General features: G+C 70.4%; 7 protein-coding genes. 4 read left to right on the top strand and 3 right to left on the bottom strand.

Going from position 1 to position 18,891, the window contains the following annotated elements:
* The first annotated feature begins 189 nt into the window (after positions 1-189).
* The 3 genes from NAM01S_RS30500 to NAM01S_RS30490 all read left to right on the top strand — a co-directional run bounded on the left by NAM01S_RS30500 (position 190) and on the right by NAM01S_RS30490 (position 15,803).
* The gene (locus NAM01S_RS30500; protein WP_084483434.1) at positions 190-13,839 is read left to right on the top strand and encodes a non-ribosomal peptide synthetase; all 13,650 of its coding nucleotides are present in this window, start codon (positions 190-192) and stop codon (positions 13,837-13,839) included.
* Between the two features lie 16 nt (positions 13,840-13,855).
* Positions 13,856-14,848: an ATP-binding cassette domain-containing protein gene (locus NAM01S_RS30495; protein ID WP_067791878.1), complete on the top strand. Its 993-nt coding sequence runs from the start codon at positions 13,856-13,858 to the stop codon at positions 14,846-14,848.
* A gap of 172 nt (positions 14,849-15,020) precedes the next feature.
* A complete protein-coding gene (locus tag NAM01S_RS30490) occupies positions 15,021-15,803 on the top strand; it encodes an ABC transporter permease (RefSeq protein ID WP_067791917.1) in 783 nt (260 codons plus the stop codon).
* A gap of 78 nt (positions 15,804-15,881) precedes the next feature.
* Here NAM01S_RS30490 and NAM01S_RS30485 read toward each other — a convergent pair whose 3' ends face one another.
* Entirely contained in the window at positions 15,882-16,217 is a 336-nt protein-coding gene (locus tag NAM01S_RS30485; RefSeq protein ID WP_067791875.1) for an RNA polymerase-binding protein RbpA, read from the bottom strand.
* A 262-nt stretch (positions 16,218-16,479) separates the two neighbouring features.
* On the opposite strand from NAM01S_RS30485, the gene NAM01S_RS30480 reads away from it, so the two are divergent.
* Positions 16,480-16,806, top strand: coding sequence for a hypothetical protein (locus NAM01S_RS30480; RefSeq protein WP_067791872.1), 327 nt, complete (start codon positions 16,480-16,482; stop codon positions 16,804-16,806).
* 72 nt (positions 16,807-16,878) lie between these two features.
* Here the strand turns inward: NAM01S_RS30480 and NAM01S_RS30475 are convergent, their stop codons facing one another.
* Both NAM01S_RS30475 and NAM01S_RS30470 read right to left on the bottom strand, forming a co-directional pair.
* The gene (locus NAM01S_RS30475; RefSeq protein ID WP_218018485.1) at positions 16,879-17,889 is read right to left on the bottom strand and encodes a class-II aminoacyl-tRNA synthetase family protein; all 1,011 of its coding nucleotides are present in this window, start codon (positions 17,887-17,889) and stop codon (positions 16,879-16,881) included.
* A gap of 223 nt (positions 17,890-18,112) precedes the next feature.
* Entirely contained in the window at positions 18,113-18,808 is a 696-nt protein-coding gene (locus tag NAM01S_RS30470) for a M23 family metallopeptidase (RefSeq protein ID WP_067791869.1), read from the bottom strand.
* Positions 18,809-18,891: the final 83 nt, after the last annotated feature.

Below are 18,891 nucleotides of genomic sequence, written 5' to 3'. Positions count from 1 at the left end.
AAATGTAGCTGGCCAAAAGGGCGTTCTGCCAACGTCGTTCGATGTGAAACAAATCCAATACGTCGGCCATCCGGCATCTGGGGTGCTCCGAATCATAGGGCGTGGATCACACGTCCTACGGCTCGCGCATGCGTGGCCGCCGTAGGGGGGTCGGGGAGTTGCGTCAGTTGCGGCAGAACGGAGTGATGAATGAGTTCATTGGCCACCGATCGCGTCGACCAATGCACTTCGGGTGAATTTTCGGCACAACCCTTCGCTCTCTCCCCAGCGCAGACGGCCCTGTGGTATGCCCAGCGGATTCGGCCCGACGTACCCTTGACAATCGCCCAGTACGTCGAGATCCACGGCGATCTCGATGTCGGGTGCCTGCTCTACGCGATCGAGCGTTTCGGTGCCGAGACCGAGGTCGGGCACGTCCGAATGGTAGAGATCGACGGTGTTCCGCATCAGCTGGTGGACTGGTCCCGCCGCCCCGGCTGGGGCCGCATCGACCTGCGCGACGAACCCGATCCGCGCGGCGCCGCACTGCGCTGGATGAACGAGCACGCCAGCTCTCCGATCGATCTGGAACGTGATCCGCTCACAACCAACGTGGTGCTGCGCGTCGGCGACTCCGAGTACTTCTGGTACTCGCGCGGCCACCACATCGTGATCGACGGCTACGGCGCGATGAACGCGCTGACCCGAACGGCCGAGATCTACACCGCGGTGCAGAACCACACGGAGCCGTCCGTCTCGCGCGCGACCGGTCTGGCGCAGATCTACGCCGACGAGTCGGCCTACCGCGAGTCCAACCGGTTCCGCACCGACCGCGAGTACTGGCTCGAGCAGCTCTCGGGTGCGGGCGGACCGCTGAGCCTGTCCAGCGTCGCGGTGACCTCCTCGACCCCGGACTCGGGCAGGCACCTGGCCAAGGGCATGCTCGACGACCGCGCCGACACCGCCATGACCGCGGCGATGGCGGCGTTCGACACGAACAACTCGACGCTGTTCGTCGCGGCGCTCGCCTGCTACGTGCGCTCGGTGACCGGCGATTTGGACGTGGTGCTCAGCCTGCCCGTCGCGGCGCGGACCACCGTCGCGCTGCGCCGTTCGGCGGGCGTGCTGTCGAACGTGGTGCCGATTCGCCTGCGCTTCGACGCGGGCACCACCGTCGGTGACGTGGTGCGCTCGACGGAACTCCAGATCACCGGCGCGCTGCGGCACCAGCGCTACCGGCACGACGACATCCGGCGCGACTGCGGCTACTCGAGGGACGCGCGCGGCTTCTTCGGGCCGATGGTCAACATCATGCTGTTCCACAACGAGCTGAAGTTCGGCGAGTCGACCGGCTCGCTGCACGTGCTCGCCACCGGACCGGTGGAAGACCTCTCGATCAACCTCTACAACGGCGAAGCGGACCGCATCCACGTCGACTTCGAGGCCAACCCGAGGCTGTACGCCGACCGCGAGGTCGCCATGCACCACGGTCGCTTCCTCGACTTCCTCGGCACCTTCCTGGAGTCCGAGCCGGAGACCCCTGCGGAGTCGCTGTGCGCGATCACCGACGCCGAGCGCGATCTGGTGCTTCGCGAATGGAACGCCACCGAGACGCCCGTCCTGGAAGGCACGCTGGCGGAGCTGTTCGCCGATCGCGTCGCGATCTCCCCGGACGCGACCGCGCTCGAATTCGAGGGACACGCGCTGACCTACCGCGAGCTCGACGAGCGGGCCAACCGGCTGGCGCGGCTGCTCATCGCGCGCGGCGCGGGACCGGACACGGTCGTCGGTCTCTGCCTGCGGCGCAGCATCGAACTGGTCGTCGGCATGTACGCGATCGTCAAGGCAGGCGCGGCCTACCTGCCGCTCGACCCCGACCACCCGGCCGACCGCATCGACGGCATCCTCGGCCAGGCCGCCCCGGTGTGCCTGCTCGGCGCCGAGCGCGACGGGCTCGCCCTTCCGGTGCGCACGCCGGTGCTCATGCTCGACACCTTGGACACGTCCGGCTACGACGCCGCCCCGATCACCGACGCCGACCGGTTGGCGCCGCTGCGTCCCGAGCACCTCGCTTACGTCATCTTCACCTCGGGCTCGACCGGAAAACCCAAGGGCGTCGGCGTATCTCACGAGGCCATCGTGAATCGGCTGCACTGGATGCAGCACGAGTACCCGCTCGACCCTACCGACGCGGTCCTGCAGAAGACCCCGGCCACCTTCGACGTCTCGGTCTGGGAGTTCTTCTGGCCCTTGCAGATCGGCGCGCGGCTGGTGGTCGCGGCGCCTGACGGTCACCGCGACCCCGCCTACCTCGCGCGCGTCATCGCCGAGAAGCGCATCACCACGGCGCATTTCGTGCCGTCCATGCTTTCGGTGTTCGTCACCGATACCGACGTCCGCGGATGCGCCTGCCTGCGCAGGGTGTTCTGCAGCGGTGAGGCGTTGCCCGCCGCCACCGTCCGCGATTTCCACGCGGTGCTGCGCGGGACCCAGCTGCACAACCTGTACGGGCCGACCGAGGCCGCCGTCGACGTCACCTACTGGCCGTGCCCGAGCGCGCCGGAGACCGTGCCGATCGGCTCGCCGGTCTGGAACACCCAGACCTACGTGCTCGACGAGCAGCTGCGACCGGTGCCGCCCGGCGTCGTCGGCGAGTTGTACCTGGCCGGTGTGCAGCTGGCCCGCGGGTACCTCGGCCAGCCGCGGCTGACCGCCGACCGGTTCGTGGCCAATCCGTTCACCCCCGGCGCGCGCATGTACCGCACCGGCGATCTCGCCCGCTGGCAGCTGGAGCCGACGGCCGAGGGCCGCGGCGTGCTGGAGTACCTGGGCCGCACCGACTTCCAGGTGAAGATCCGCGGCCTGCGCATCGAGCTCGGCGAGATCGAGGCCGCGCTGCTCGACGACGAGCGCGTCACCAGGGCGGTCTGCGTGGCGCACGCCGGGCGCACCGGCGACGAACTGGTGGCCTACGTGGTCGCCGCGCCGGGCGCCGACGACGAGCGCATGGACACCCAAACCCTGCTGGCCGCGCTGCGCCGGACGCTGCCGGCCTACATGGTCCCCTCGGCGCTCATCGAACTCGACGAGCTACCGCTCAGCGCCAACGGCAAGATCGACCGCAAGTCGCTGCCGATGCCGACGCTGGTCGCCAGGACGATGCCGGTGACCGCCGCGCCGCGCACCGAGGTGGAGCGGGCGCTCGCCGCGATCTTCAGCGAGGTACTCGGCATCGACGCGATCGGGCTCGAGGACGGCTTCTTCGACCTCGGCGGCAACTCGCTGATCGCCGCACGCGCCGTCGCGCGCATCAACGTCGCGCTGGGTACCGCGCTGACCATCCGCGACTTGTTCGAGGCGTCCACGGTGGCCGCGCTCACCCAGCGCTTCGCCTCGCACACCCCCGACACCACCTCGCCGCGGTTGCTGCCCGCCGAACGGCCGGAACGGATTCCGCTCTCGCTGGCCCAGCAGCGGTTGTGGATCCTGAACCGTTTCGCCGAGCACGCCGCCGCGTACAACATGCCGCTGGCCGTCCGTCTCGACGGACCGCTCGACCACGCGGCGCTGCGCGCCGGACTCGTCGACGTGATCGATCGCCACGAGAGCCTGCGCACCACCTTCCCGGAGGCCGCCGACGGTCCCTACCAGCTGATCCACCCGGCCACCGAGATCCCGCTGACCCTGGACCCGATCGACGCCATCGGCGCCGACGTGGCCGAGCTGGCCACCGAGTTCGCCGGGTACGGCTTCGATCTGCGCAGTCAGGCGCCGATCCGGGTCGCCCTGTGGAAGACCGGCCCGCAGCAGCACGTGTTCCTGATCGTGCTGCACCACATCTGCGGTGACGGCTGGTCGGTGACGCCGCTGGCCAAGGACCTGATGGCGGCGGTGGCCGCACGGGCGGAGGGCGCCGCGCCGCGGTGGACGCCGCTGCCGGTGCAGTACGCCGATTTCGCCCTCTGGCAGCGCGAACTGCTCGGCGACGAGAACGATCCGGCCAGCGCGCTGAGCCGCCAGCTGACCTACTGGCGTTCGGCGCTGGCCGGCCTGCCCGATCAGCTCGACCTGCCGCTGGATCGCCCGCGCCCGATGCGCCGCTCCACCTCCGGCGGCCGGGTCGCGTTCACGATCTCGGCCGAAACCCGCCGCGCCGCAGCCGAACTCGCCGCCAGCCACGGCGTCAGCATGTTCATGGTGCTGCACGCGGCGCTGGCGACCCTGCTGGCCAGGCTGTGCGCGAGCTCCGACATCGCGGTCGGCACCCCGATCGCCGGTCGGTCCGATCCGGCGCTCGACGACCTGGTCGGCATGTTCGTCAACACGCTGGTGCTGCGCACCGAGGTCGACGCGGCAGCAGGCTTCGACCGGATGCTCGACGTGGCCCGGGAGACCGACCTGAACGCGTTCGCCAACGCCGACGTGCCGTTCGAGCGGCTGGTCGAGGTGGTCAACCCGGAGCGCTCGGCCGCCCGGCACCCGCTGTTCCAGGTGATGCTGTCCTACGACCGCGCGCCGGAACTCGGCATCGAGCTGCCGAACGTGACGGCGCAGGTGTTGCCGCTCGCGGCCGACGTCGCCAAGTTCGATCTGCAGCTCGAGGTGCACGACAACTTCGGCGACGGTCCGCTCACCGCCGAATTCGGCTACGCGGTAGACGTTTTCGACGAGCGAACGGTCGAGTCGTTCGCGCGTCGCTTCGTCGCCCTGCTCACCGCCGCCGTCGCCGCGCCGGAGGTGCCGGTCGGCGACATCGACATCCTCGACCGCAAGGAAGCGGCCAACCTGGTGCCCATCTCGGCCGCACCCGCCGAGCCGTCGGTCTCGCTGGCCCGCCTGCTCACCGCCACCGCCGAGCGGCTGCCCGACGCCGTCGCGGTGCGCTATCTCGGACAGGACACCACCTACCGCGAGCTCGACGAGCGGTCGAACCGCTTGGCGCGGGTGCTGATCGAGCACGGCGCGGGTCCCGAGGTCGTGGTGGCCATCGCGCTGCCGCGCAGCCTCGACTCGATCGCCGCGGTCTGGGCGGTCGCGAAAACCGGTGCGGCGTATGTGCCGATCGACCCCGGTTACCCGGCCGAGCGGATCGGGCACATGATCGCCGACTCCGGCGCGTTTCTCGGCCTGACCATTCCGGAGTGCTTGGCCGCCATGCCCGAATGGCCCGCGCCGCGCGGGCGGCACCGCAAGTCCTACGTGGACTGGCTGGTGCTCGGGTCGACCGAGCTGGCCGCCGAATGCGACCACCACTCCACCGCGCCGATCACCGATGCCGACCGGCACTACCCGCTACGGACCAGCCACCCGGCCTACCTGATCTACACCTCGGGATCGACCGGCATTCCGAAGGCCGTCGTGGTGACCCACGCCGGTATCGCCTCGCTGGCCAGCGAGCAGATGCACAAGTTCGGCGTCACGGATTCCGCACGCACGCTGCACTTCTCGTCGCCGAGCTTCGACGCGTCGGTGCTCGAACTGCTGCTCGGCTTCGCGGCGGGCGCGACCATCGTGATCGCTCCGGCCGGGATGTACGGCGGCGCCGAACTGGCGGATCTGCTGCGCACCGAACACGTCACGCACGCGTTCATCACCCCCGCCGCGCTGGCCACCGTGCCCGACGAGGGTCTCGACGAGCTCGAGGCCGTGATCGTCGGTGGCGAGGCGTGCTCCGAGGAGCTCGTGGCGACCTGGTCGGCGCGGCACCGCATGCACAACATGTACGGGCCGTCCGAGGCCACCGTCGCCGCGACGGCGTCGGGACCGATGGCGGCGGGAAGTCCGGTGCCGCTCGGCATGCCGGTGCGCGGCATGCGCCTGTTCGTGCTCGACCGGCGCCTGCACCCGGTGCCGCCGGGCACGCCCGGCGAGCTGTACCTGTCCGGTCCCGGTCTGGCCCGCGGCTATCTCGGCCGTTACAGCCTTACGGCGCAACGCTTCCCGGCGAATCCGCACGGCAGGCGCGGCGAAAGGATGTACCGCACCGGTGATCTGGTGGTCGCCGATCCGGCAGGGCGGCTGCGCTTCCTCGGCAGGGCCGACGATCAGATCAAGATCCGCGGCTTCCGCGTCGAGCTCAGCGAGATCGACCACGCGCTGCGCACGCACCCCGGCGTGAGTTTCGCGCTGACGATCGTGCATTCCGGCGATCACGGTGACCCGCGGCTGGTGTCCTACGTGACGGCCGAACACGGCGCGCAGGGCGTGACGCCCGCCGCGATCCTGGAGACGGCGCGACAGCAGCTGCCCGGCTACATGGTGCCCGCCTCGGTGATGGTGCTCGACCGGCTGCCCGTCGCCCCGTCCGGCAAGCTGGACCGAAAGGCCCTGCCGCAGCCGGTGTTCGCGGCCGCCGGTCCGTCGCGCGCGCCGCGCACCGAGGCCGAGATCCGGGTGGCGGGCGTGTTCGGCGCCGTGCTCGGACACCCGGTCGAGGGCGCCGAGGACAGCTTCTTCGACATCGGCGGCACCTCGCTGCTGGCGACCAGGTTGGCGGCCGCGCTGCACGCCGAGTTCGGCGTGGATCTGCCGGTGCGGACGCTGTTCGAGGAGCCGACGGTCGCCGCCGTCGCCGAGCAGTTGGCGGAAGCGCCCCGGACGCAACGGGTGGCGCTGGCTGTGCACACCCCGCGTCCGGGACGCATCCCGCTGTCGCTGCCCCAGCAGCGACTGTGGTTCCTCAATCGATTCTCGCCCGAATCCAGCGCCTACAACATCGCTTTCGTCATTCGAATCGACGGCGATCTGGATGCGCCCGCGCTGCGCGCCGCGCTCACCGATGTGGTGGAGCGGCACGAGGTGCTGCGCACCGTGTACCCGGAGGACAGCGCGGGCGCTCAGCAGCTGGTGCTGCCGATCGGCAGGGCGCTGCCCTCGGTGGAGCCGATCGAGGTCGACGAGGCGGGCGCGAAGGACGCGCTGCGCGTGCTCGCGCGCGGCGGCTTCGATCTGACCAGGGACACTCCGCTGCGAATCGCGTTGCTGCGCACCGGTATTCAGCGCTACCAGCTCGGCATCGTGCTGCACCACATCGCGGCAGACGGCTGGTCCCTCGGCCCGTTGACCCGCGACCTCGCGCTGGCCTACGCGGCGCGCCGCGCGGGCCGCGCGCCCGCGTGGACGCCACTTCCGGTGCAGTACGCCGACTTCGGGCTGTGGCAGCGGGCCTGCCTCGGCGACGAGAGCGATCCGGACAGCGTCGCGGGCGCGCAGCTGGCCTACTGGCGCACCGAGCTGGCCGACCTGCCCGCGGAGTTGCCGCTCCCGTACGACCGGCAACGGCCGCTCGATCCGACCCAGCAGGCGGGCACCGTGCGGTTCGCCGTGCCGGAACCGGTCCAGCGCGCGCTCGCCGAACTCGCACGCGAGCAGGGCGTCAGCATGTTCATGGTGCTGCGCTCGGCGCTCGCCGTCCTGCTTCGGTTCGTCACCGGCGGCCGCGACATCGTGATCGGCACGCCGGTCGCGGGCCGCACCGACACCAAGCTCGACGAACTGGTGGGCATGTTCGTGAACACCATGATGCTGCGCTCCGACGTGGACCCGGACCGGCCGTTCACCGACCAGCTGCGCGCCGACCGCGACACCGAGCTGACGGCCATGGCCAACGCCGACGTGCCGTTCGAGCGCGTCGTCGAGGAGCTGGGCCGGGTCATGGGCGTCGGGGCGAACCGACCGCTGTTCCAGGTGGCGCTGACCGTTCAGGACGGACCCGCGCCGACCCTGGAGCTGCCGGAGCTGGCGCTGAGCGCCGAGGAACTCGACATCGCGCGCGCCAAGTTCGATCTGGAACTGCGGGTCGCGGCCCGCGACACCGGCGCGAGCGACTTCGAATTCGTCTACGCGGCGGAGCTGTTCGACGCCGAGACGGTCGAGACCCTTGCCGATCGGTTCCTGCGCGTGCTGGCCGCGGTCACCGCTGACCCGCGTGCCCTGGTCCGCGAGATCGACGCGCGCACCGAGAACGAGCGCAGGCTGCTCAGCCCGGCGACCGGTGGGCAGACCACGCCGCAGCTCACCTTGGCGGCGTACTTCTCCGCGACGGCGCGCAGGCACGCGCGGCACGACGCGGTGCGGTCCGGCGATGTCTCGATGACCTACGTCGAACTCGACCGGCGCTCGAACCGCCTGGCCCGTGCCCTCGTCGGGCGCGGCATCGGCGTCGGCGATCGGGTCGCGCTCGGCCTGACCCGCTCCATCGACTCGGTGCTCACCGTGCTCGCGGTCGCCAAGTCCGGCGCGGCCTTCGTGCCGGTGGACCCGAACTACCCGGCCGATCGCGTCCGGCACATGCTGACCGACTCCGGCTGCCGGTTCGGCGTCACCGTGTCCGAATACGCCGGGCGGCTGCGCGCGGCGGGCGACCAAGCATCGACCGACTGGCTGTTGCTCGACGAACCGGCCACGACGGCCGAGCTCGACGGGTTGGACGACGGACCGATCGACGACGCGGAACTGTCGCGCCCGGTGCGGATCGCCGACCTGGCCTACATCATCTACACCTCGGGCTCGACCGGTAAGCCGAAGGGCGTCGCGGTCACCCACAGCGGGCTGTCGAATTTCGCCGACGAGATCCGCGACCGGATGCGGGTCGACCCGGACGCGCGGACACTGCACTTCTCCTCGCCGAGCTTCGACGCCGCCGTGTTCGATCTGCTGCTCGCGGTCGGTTCGGGCGGGACCATGGTGATCTGCCCGCCGGACATCTACGGCGGCGACGAGCTGGCCGCGCTGATGGACCGCGAGCGGATCACCCACACGTTCATGACGCCCGCGGCGCTGTCCACCATCGACAACGAACGCTGGCCGCTGCCGCACCTGCGTTCGCTCATGATCGGCGGCGAAGCGTGGGGGCCGGAGCTGGCGGCCCGCTGGGCGCCGGGACGGCTGATGTTCAACGGGTACGGCCCGACCGAGACCACCGTCGTGGTCACCGCCGCCGAGGTGACCGTCGGCGCGCCGATCACCATCGGCACGCTGGTGCGCGGCGCGCGGGCCACGGTGCTCGACGACCGGCTGCGGCCGGTGCCCGTCGGTGTGCCCGGCGACCTGTACCTCGGCGGATTCGGCGTGGCGCGAGGCTATTTCGACCGCCTCGGACTGACCGCGGCCCGGTTCGTCGCCGACCCATTCGGACCGGCGGGCGCCCGCATGTACCGCACGGGTGACGTTGTCCGCTGGAACGCCGCGAACGAGCTGGTCTACCTCGGCCGCAGCGACCACCAGGTGAAGGTGCGCGGGTTCCGCATCGAGCTCGGCGAGATCACGGCCGCGCTCGGCGGGCACCCGAGCGTGCGGTTCGCGCACACCGACGTCCGCCACATCGCGGGCGCCGATCGGATCGTCGCCTTCGTCCAGCCGCTCGATGTGCGGGCCGGCGTGAACACCGAGGCCTTGCGCGCGCATGTCGCCGAACAGCTTCCGGCGCACATGGTTCCGGTGAGCATCACGGTGCTCGACCGGATCCCGCTCACCCCGGTGGGCAAGCTGGACACCGCGGCGCTGCCCGAGCCGCAGTTCGCCGCCGTGTCCGACGGTCGCGCGCCGGAGACCGAACTGGAGAAGCTGGTCGCCGCCGTGATGGCCGAGCTGGTCGGCGCGGAAACGGTCGGCGCGGGCGACAGCTTCTTCGATATCGGCGGAAACTCGCTGCTGGCCACCCAGCTCGTCGCGCGACTGGAGGCGGCGACGAACACCCGGCTCGAGGTGCGCAGCGTCTTCTCCGCGCCGACCGTCGCCGAGCTCGCCGCCATGCTCGAGTCCGGGCCGTCCGGCGCGGACGCGCGCCCCGAGCCGGTGCGCCGCGAGCGGCCCGACCGTATTCCGCTGTCCGCGGCGCAGCAGCGGCTGTGGTTCCTCAACCGGTTCAACGAAGTCGGCCCGGCCGCCGACGGGCCGAACCGCAGCGCGGGCGCCTACAACATCCCGGTCGTGCTGCGCATGCACGGCGAGCTGGATGTCGACGCGCTGGTGCGGGCGCTGCACGACGTACAGGCCAGGCACGAGTCGCTGCGCACGGTGTTCCCCGAGGTGGACGGCGAACCGGCCCAGGTCGTCCTGGATCCCGCCGACGCGGCGGTGACGCTGTTCGTCGCGACGGTCACCCCCGACGGCGTCGACGACGCGGTCCGGAGCTTCGCCGCGCCTGGCTTCGACCTCGGCGAGTCCGTGCCGCTGCGCGCGGCCCTGATCACCGTGTCGGACGAACCCGATCCGGACGGCACGGCTCCGCCCGCCGCCTCGACCGACAACGTCCTCGTCCTCGTCGTGCACCACATCGCCATGGACGGCTGGTCGCTGGAGCCGCTGGCGGCGGACGTGGCCGTCGCCTACCGCGCCGCCTGCGCCGGACAGCAGCCGGACTGGGACGAGCTCACCCTGCAGTACGCGGATTACACGCTGTGGCAACGGGATACGCTCGGTACCGAGGACGATCCCGACTCGGTGCTTCGCCACCAGCTCGACTATTGGCGAGCCACCCTCGACGGTGTTCCCGAACTGCTGAACGTGCCCGCGGACCGGCCGCGGCCGCCGGTGCCGTCCTATCGCGGCGGCACGGTGGAATGCGCGATCGACGCGGTCACCCACCGGGAGCTGCAGGCGGTGGCCACCACCAACAACGTCAGCATGTTCATGGTGCTGCACGCCGCGCTCGCGGTGCTGCTGCACCGGATGACCGCCACCGACGACATCGCGGTCGGCACCGCGATCGCGGGCCGCGGCCACCCGGCGCTGGACCGGATGATCGGCATGTTCGTCAACACGCTTGTACTGCGCACCCGGCTCGATCCGGACGCGCGGTTCACCGACCTGCTGCACAGCGTGCGCGATACCGATCTGGACGCGTTCGCGCACGCCGACCTGCCGTTCGAACGCCTCGTCGAGGTGCTCAACCCGGCCCGCTCGCAGGCGCACCACCCGCTGTTCCAGGTGATGCTCTCGGTGCGGAACCGGCCGCTGCGCAGCCTGGAACTGCCCGGTCTGCGCATCGAGGCCGAGGACGGCGACACCGGCATCGCCAAGTTCGACCTGCAGTTCACCCTCACCGAGGAGCAGACCGCCCAGCGCGAGCCAGGCGGCATCTCCCTCGCGGTGAACTACGCGAGCGATCTGTTCGACGAGCGGACCGCGCACGGACTCGGCAAGCGCCTGGTGCGGCTGCTCCACGCGATCGCGGCGACGCCGACCGCCGCCGTCGGCGATCTGGGATTGCTCGCCCCCGAGGAGTGGACCGGGCTGGCTCCGGTGCGCGGCATCGAAGCCGACCGCCCGATCGTCTTCCCGGAGGTGTTCGAGGCCGCGGCGAACGTCGACCGCACCGCCGTGGCGCTGTCCTCGGACGGCACCCACGTCACCTACGACGCGCTCGATCGCTGGACCAACCGGCTGGCCCGCGTGCTCATCGGACACGGCGTCGGCCCGGAAACCCTGGTGGCGCTGGGCATTCCGCGCTCGGTCGAGTCGGTCGCCTCGGTGCTCGCTGTCGCCAAGGCCGGCGCGGCGTTCGTGCCGGTCGACCCGCTGTACCCGGCAGGGCGCATCTCCCACATGCTCACCGATTCCGGTGCGGCGCTGGGTATCACGCTCGCCGAGTACCGCGACGAGCTGCCCGACGGTGTCGAGTGGATCGTGCTGGACGAACCGCGGTTCCGCGCGGGCGTGCTCGCGGCGTCGGACAAGGCGATCGTGCAGAAGGAGCGGGTGCGCCCGCTGCGGGTCGACAACCCGGCGTACGTGATCTACACGTCCGGTTCGACCGGCACCCCGAAGGGCGTGATGGTCACCCACGGCGGCCTGTCCAATTTCGCCGCCGAGACCGCGGAGCGCTTCGACGTCCAACCCGGTTGCCGCGTCCTGCATTTCGCGACGCCGAGCTTCGACGCCGCGATGCTGGATCTGCTGCTCGCCCTCGGTGGCGCGGCGACGCTAGTGATCACCCCGCCGGGAGTGGTCGGCGGCGCGGAGCTGGCACAGGTGTTCATCGAGGAACGGATCACCCACGCTTTCATCACGACCTCGGCGCTTGGCACGGTCGACCCGACCGGTGTCACCGATCTGGCGCATGTGCTGGTCGGCGGCGAGGCGTTGCCGCCCGATCTGGTCGCCAGGTGGGCGCCGGGTCGCAACCTGTACAACGCGTACGGGCCCACCGAGACCACCATCGTCACGGTGATCTCCCAGCCCATGGAGCCCGGCGGGCCGATCACCATCGGCGGTCCGATCCGCGGCGTCGCCGCGACCGTGCTGGACGCCAGGCTGCATCCCTCGCCGGTCGGCGTCACCGGTGAACTGCACCTGGCGGGCAGCGCGCTGGCCCGCGGCTACCTGAACCGGCCCGGGCTGACCGCGCAGCGGTTCGTCGCGAACCCGTACGGCAAGCCGGGCGAGCGCATGTACCGCACCGGCGACCTGGTGCGCTGGTGGTCCGGCGCGGCGGAGGGCGAACACGAGATCGAGTACGTCGGCCGCACCGATCACCAGGTCAAGATCCGCGGCTTCCGTATCGAACTCGGCGAGATCGACGTCGCGCTGGCCCGCCACCGCGCGGTCGAGTTCGCCACCACCATCGGCTACCGCACGCCCGCGGGCAGCACGGCGCTGGTGTCGTATGTGAAGCCGCGCAACGGAACCGAGCTCACCGCGGCCGAGTTGACCGAGCACGTGGCCGGGCTGGTGCCGAATTACATGGTGCCGCAATCGATCATGCTCATCGACGAGGTCCCGCTGAGCCCGGTCGGCAAGCTCGACCGCAAGGCGCTGCCGGAACCGGTGTTCAGCGCGTCCGGTGGATACCGGGCGCCGAGCAACCCGATCGAGGCGGCGCTGTGCGCGGCCTTCGAGTCGGTGCTCGGGGTGGAGCGGGTCGGCGCGGACGACGCCTTCTTCGAGCTCGGCGGCAACTCGCTGCTGGCGACGAAGGTCGTCGCGCAGGTGCGAGCCGAGGGCATCGACCTGCCGGTGCAGGTGATGTTCGGCGAGGCGACACCCGCCGCCATCGCCGCGCGACTGGCCGGTTCCGACGGCGCGGGGACGGCCATGGCCGGTGCGCTCGGTGCGGTGCTGCCGATCCGGCCGACCGCTCCGGGACGCAAGGCTCCGCTGTTCTGCGTCCACCCGGCGATCGGGCTGTCCTGGTGCTACTCGGGTCTGCTCGCGCACCTGTCGCCGGACCGGCCGCTGTACGGGCTGCAATCACCGCACGTCGCGGGGGAGGAGGGCTTCTCCACCATCGGCGAGGCCGCCGACTACTACGTGGCGCACATCAAGTCGGTGCAGGCCGAAGGTCCGTACCACCTGCTCGGCTGGTCGCTCGGCGGTCTCATCGCGCACGAGATCGCGGTGCGGCTGCAGGAATCCGGCGACGAGGTGGCGCTGCTGGCGATGATGGACAGCTACCAGCTCTCCGACGAATTGCTCGAACACGCCATCCCCGGCGTCGCCGACATCATCGCGGAGTTCGGCAGCGATCTGGACGACGACGAACTCGATCCCACGATGAGCCTGCTCGACGCGGCGGAACTGCTGCGCTCGCGCCCCGGCGCTTTCGCGGCGCTCACCATCGAGCACCTGGAGCGACTGTACGAGGGCTACACCAATGGCACGGTGCTGGCGCACGGCTTCCAGCCGCGCACCTTCGACGGCGACGTGCTGTTCTTCACCGCCGCGGCCGACGAGGTCAACCAGGCCGATCCGGCACGGTGCGCGGCGGCGTGGGAGCCGTTCGTCACCGGAACCGTCCACGACCACGAACTGCCCTGCCGCCATTCGGCCATGACCGCACCCGAGTCGCTCGCCGTGATCGGACCGGTACTGAACCGGCGGCTCGACGGCGGCGCGGGCACAACGAAGGAGGATGCCTAGTGAGTGAGGTGCGGTCATGACTCTCGCGGTGGAGGTGCGCGGTCTCGTCAAGAACTACGGCAAAATTCGGGTGCTCGACGACATCGACCTGGAGATTCCGGCGGGCACGGTGATGGGACTGCTCGGGCCCAACGGCGCGGGCAAGACCACCACCGTCCGGATCGTCACGACCCTGCTGAAGCCGTGCGCGGGTTCGGTGCGGGTGGCCGGGATCGACGTGCTCCGCGACCCGGCGGACGCGCGGCGGCGGATCGGCCTTTCCGGTCAGTACGCGGCGGTCGACGCCAACCTCTCCGGCTACGAGAACCTACGCATGGTGGCCCGGCTCTACGGCATGTCACCGCGCCAAGCCACCAACCGGGCCGCCGAACTGCTCGGCGCGCTCGGTCTCGACCATGCCGCGCACCGCCGCGCGGGCACCTACTCCGGCGGCATGGCGCGCCGCCTCGACCTGGCGGGGGCGCTCGTCGCCCGGCCCGCGGTGGTGGTGCTCGACGAGCCGACCACCGGTCTGGATCCGCGCGGCAGACTCGACATGTGGCGGGTCATCGGCGATCTCGTCGACGACGGCACCACCGTGCTGCTCACCACCCAGTACCTGGAAGAGGCCGATCTGCTCGCCGACCGCATCACCGTCATCGACCGAGGGCGGGTCATCGCGCGCGGTTCGGCCGACGAGCTGAAGACCTCCATCGGCGGCGACCGGCTCACCGTCACCCTGGCGCCCGGCCAGGAGGCCAAGCCCGCGATGACGGTGCTCGCCCAGATAGGCGTCGGCGAGCCGAACCACGAGACCGGCACCGACGAGGTGACGGTCGTGGTCGGCGACGGCTCGCGCACCATGGTCGAGGCGTTGCGCAGGCTCGACGACGCCGGGGTGTGCGTGGTGGACGCGAGCGTGCACCGGCCAAGTCTCGACGACGTATTCCTGTCCCTCACCGGCACACCGGCGCCGACGCCGAGCGCCGAATCGGAAACCGACGACGTACCCGAGGAGATCATGTCGTGAGTCAGCGACGCGAACCGACAACCACTACAGCGGCAGCGCCCCGCGTCAGCGAGGTGGCCCCGTGACGAGTGCCTCCACCGTGGTATGCGACGAGCTCGACAAAGCCGAGGAAACCGCGCAGAAGAAACCGAAAGAGCCTGTGTCCCAAGAGATCACGCCACCCAAACTACGGATCTTCCGGGACAGCGCGATCGTCGCCTGGCGCAATCTGCTGACCATCCTCCGGGTGCCGACGCTGCTGGTGACCGCGACGATCCAGCCGTTGATGTTCGTGTTCCTCTTCGCCTACATCTTCGGCGCCTCGCTGGGCGGCAGCCAGTACCGCGAGTTCCTGCTGGCCGGAATCTTCGCCCAGACGGTCGCTTTCAATGCCGCCTTCACCACCGTCGGCCTCGCGGGCGACCTGCACAAGGGCATCATCGATCGGATGCGCACGCTGCCGATGTCGCGGCTCGCGGTGCTCATGGGCCGCACGCTCTCGGACCTTGCCGTGAACATCCTGAGCCTGGTCGTCATGGTCGTCTGCGGCTACATCGTCGGCTGGCGGATCAACGGCGGAATCGCCGACGCCGCACTGGCCTTCGGGATCATTTTGCTGTTCGCGTTCGCGATGTCGTGGGTCGGGGCGGTCACCGGTCTGTTCTCACCGACCGTCGAGGTCGCCCAGTCCGCGGGCCTGATCTGGTTGTTCCCGCTCAGCTTCATCTCGTCGGCCTTCATCTCCGCCGAGACGCTGCCTGGGCCGCTGCGGACCATCGCGGAATGGAATCCGATCACCGCGGTCTCGGCGTCGGGTCGCAAGTTGTTCGAGAACGATTCCCCACCCTCGTTCGTACCGCCCTCGGGGTGGGCGGCCGAGCACTGCATCGAGTACGCCATCATCTGCTCGGTCGCGATCCTGGCCGTGGCGATGCCGTTGGCGCTGCTGCGCTACCGCAAGGTCGCCAGCCACTGAGTCACCGAACACGACTGAGTCACCGAACACGACGAAGGCCGCCTCCCGATCGGGAGGCGGCCTTTTCGTTCGGCTGCGTCAAGCGCGGCGGCGGGTCTTGAGCAGTTCGAGGCGCTCCTTGAGCAGCTCCTCGAGCTCTTCCTTGCTGCGACGCTCCAGCAGCATGTCCCAGTGGGTACGCGGCGGCTTGACCTTCTTGGTCTCCTGCGTGGTGCCCTCGACCAGGATGCCCTCCTGACCATTGCGGCACAGCCAGGTCGGGGGGATCTCGGCGTCGTCGGCGAAGGGCACGTCGAACTCTTCGCCGTTGTCGGTGCGGTACCGGGCGATCCGACGCGGGGCCAGGTCGTGGTCGCGATCGGTCTCGTAGCTCACCGCTCCGAGCCGACTGCCCCGGAGTACGCGATCTGCCATGGTGTGCCTCTCCCTGTGTGCTCGAGTCTTGTTGCGCTGCGACCGTGCCCGGCGAACGCGTCCTGCGCTCGCTGGACCTCTAGTGCAACGAACGGGCCTGCGTCAATAGTTCCCGACACGGCGACGGTGAACCGTTCCATTGTAGTCGGTGGCTCTGCCGTGCCACGCCACGCGGGCGTCCTGCGGTTTCCTGTGTTGCGGTCCTGCGACGGCGGGGGGTCTGCGGGCCATCTCGCCGCGCGACGCACTAGTGTTCTGCCTCATGTCGCGCCGCTTGCTGTCCTGCTGCCTGTGGTGTGGTCGGGAGATCGTGGAGTCGGAGGCCGGACGTCGTCGCCGGTACTGCCGCCAGTCCTGCCGCCAACGGGCCTACGAACACCGCAACAGCCTCAAAGGCACCGGAATTCCGGAAGACTCCGTCGTGCTCAGCGCCCAGGAGGCCGCCGACCTCGCGGACCGCTGGTTCGCGGCCCGCTGCGCCGCCGAGGACATCGCCACCGCCATCGTCGAAGGCGCCGACACCGCCGAACTCGCCTCCCTCAGCGCCACCCTCGTCACCTTGGCCAGAGAAGCCGAACGCCTGCGCTAGCGCGGCCGCCGATTCCGCACCGGCGGCACTCGCTATGTCGTGGCCGTGTTCAGCGCCCGCCGTTCCGGCACCTCAGGCCCTGTGGCCGCGGTGGTAGATGGTGAAGGTGGTGGCTGTGGCGACGGTGAAGAGGGCGGCGTAGGCCGTGAGGGTTTGCGGGTCGGGGTGGATGAGGGGTTGGGCGCGCATGGCTTGCCAGAAGGTGATGGCGAGCACGCCGGTGTAGGTGAGGGCGAGGACGGCCATCAGGGCGGCACGGGTGGGTTCGGGGCGGAGCCAGCGGTGCCTGCGGGCCAGGCGGGTGAGCAGGAAGGTGGCCAGGAGCAGGACTTGGATGCCGTGCAGGCCGACGAAGTGGGGGACGCGGAGGTCGCCGCCGATGGTGCTCCAGTGGGTGAGCGGCATGCCTTCTGCGGTGTCGCGGATCGCGCGTTCGGCGGCGGGGGCGTCCTCCGGTAGCACGGTGTGGCCGGCGACCAGCTCCACGACCTGCCCGTCGGCGTCACGGACGAGCTGTTCGCCGGTGAACCCCATCAGGTACCCGAGCGCCATGCCCGCCACGGCCAGCGCCAGTCCGGCGTGGACGGCCCGGGCGGTTGGCCGGTCGACCAGCCGCTGCCAGGACAGGATCAGCACGATGAGCAGGTTCGCGAAGAACAGGCCGGGCACGCCGGTGGCGAACACCATCTGGCCGATGGAGTTGACCGGGTCGCCGGAGGAGTTGAAATGGCTGAAGGTGCCGCGCGCGGCCTGGACAACGATGAATCCCACATCGAGCACCCCGGTCACCGCGAACACCGTGCCGAGCCACCACGTGGCGCGAGAACCCTTGTGCGGCAAGGACAACAACCAGGCGAGCGTGATCTCGTATACCGCGAACGCCACCCCGAACTTGAAGGTCTTCAACCACACGGACTCCCCGAGCAGCGTGCGGTCGTCGACGATCATCCCGCCGAGCGAGAACAGGACGAGCGCGGCCATGGCGGCCGAGGACCAGAGCAGGGGACGGTGCGGGCGGCGGGCGTCGCGGGCGAGATCGGGCTGGTCGTCTCCGCTGACGGCGGCGAGTTGGGTCGTCGACATGTCCCGAAGGTAGGAATCGCGGACACCGGAACACGTCCCGCCGCAGCGCTATTCGCATCTCGTACCGGAGTATCAGAAGACTCCGCCGCTCACCCCGGGGCAGGGGGAGCGGCGGCAGAACGCACATGCCCGCGAACGGCGCTGTTCGCGGGCATGGCTGCCGGGAGTGACGACCGGCGGGGATTCGCGAGCCCCTCATCGGGCTCGCGAACCCGAGGGAGGATCACTCCTCGGCGAACCCCACGTGGACGCCTCGGGCGGCGAGCCACGGCATCGGGTCGATCGGGCCGAGAGCGGGATCGTGCACTTCGTAGTGCAGGTGCGGTCCGGTGGACTGGCCACGGTTACCGACGGTGGCGATCACGTCGCCCGCGCTGACCTGCTGGCCGACCTCGACGAGGATGTCGTTGACGTGTCCGTAGACTCCGACGGTGCCGTCGTCCTGCTGGACTCGCACCCACAGGCCGAAGCCGGAGGCGGGACCGGTCTCGATCACGACGCCGTCGGTGACGGAGAAGATCGGGGCGCCGATCGGGTCGCCGAAGTCGAGGCCGTTGTGCTGTGCGCCCCAGCGGGCGCCGAAGGTGGAGGTCAGCCGGCCTTCGACGGGGCGGACGGTGTGCGGGCGGACGGGTTCGGGAGCGGGCGGCGGAACGGCTTCCTGAGCGGCGCGGTGCTCGCCCCAGGCCACGGCCTCGGGCGCCGGAGCCGGGTCGAACGCGGCGTACTGGATGGCGCTCGAGCTCGCGGTGGTCTCGGCGGCCGCGGGTGCGGACGCCTCGTCGGGGTTGGCGGCGGCGAGGACGCCGAGAGAGGCGCCTACGGCGGCGGAGACGGCCACCGCACGGGTGGCGACACGGTGCCGGCGAGAGCGAGTCGCGCCGGGCCGAAGAGCAGATAACAGATCGGTCACGGGCATGACTCGAAGCTAACGGACCGTGATAGTCGAATCGTTATCTTGTGGCTACAGTCACAGATCGGTAAAAGCCCAGCTCGTGTGTC

Source organism: Nocardia amikacinitolerans NBRC 108937, assembly GCF_001612615.1.
Taxonomy (GTDB): Bacteria; Actinomycetota; Actinomycetes; order Mycobacteriales; family Mycobacteriaceae; genus Nocardia; species Nocardia amikacinitolerans.
This window is presented reverse-complemented; position numbering and strand designations above follow the sequence as displayed.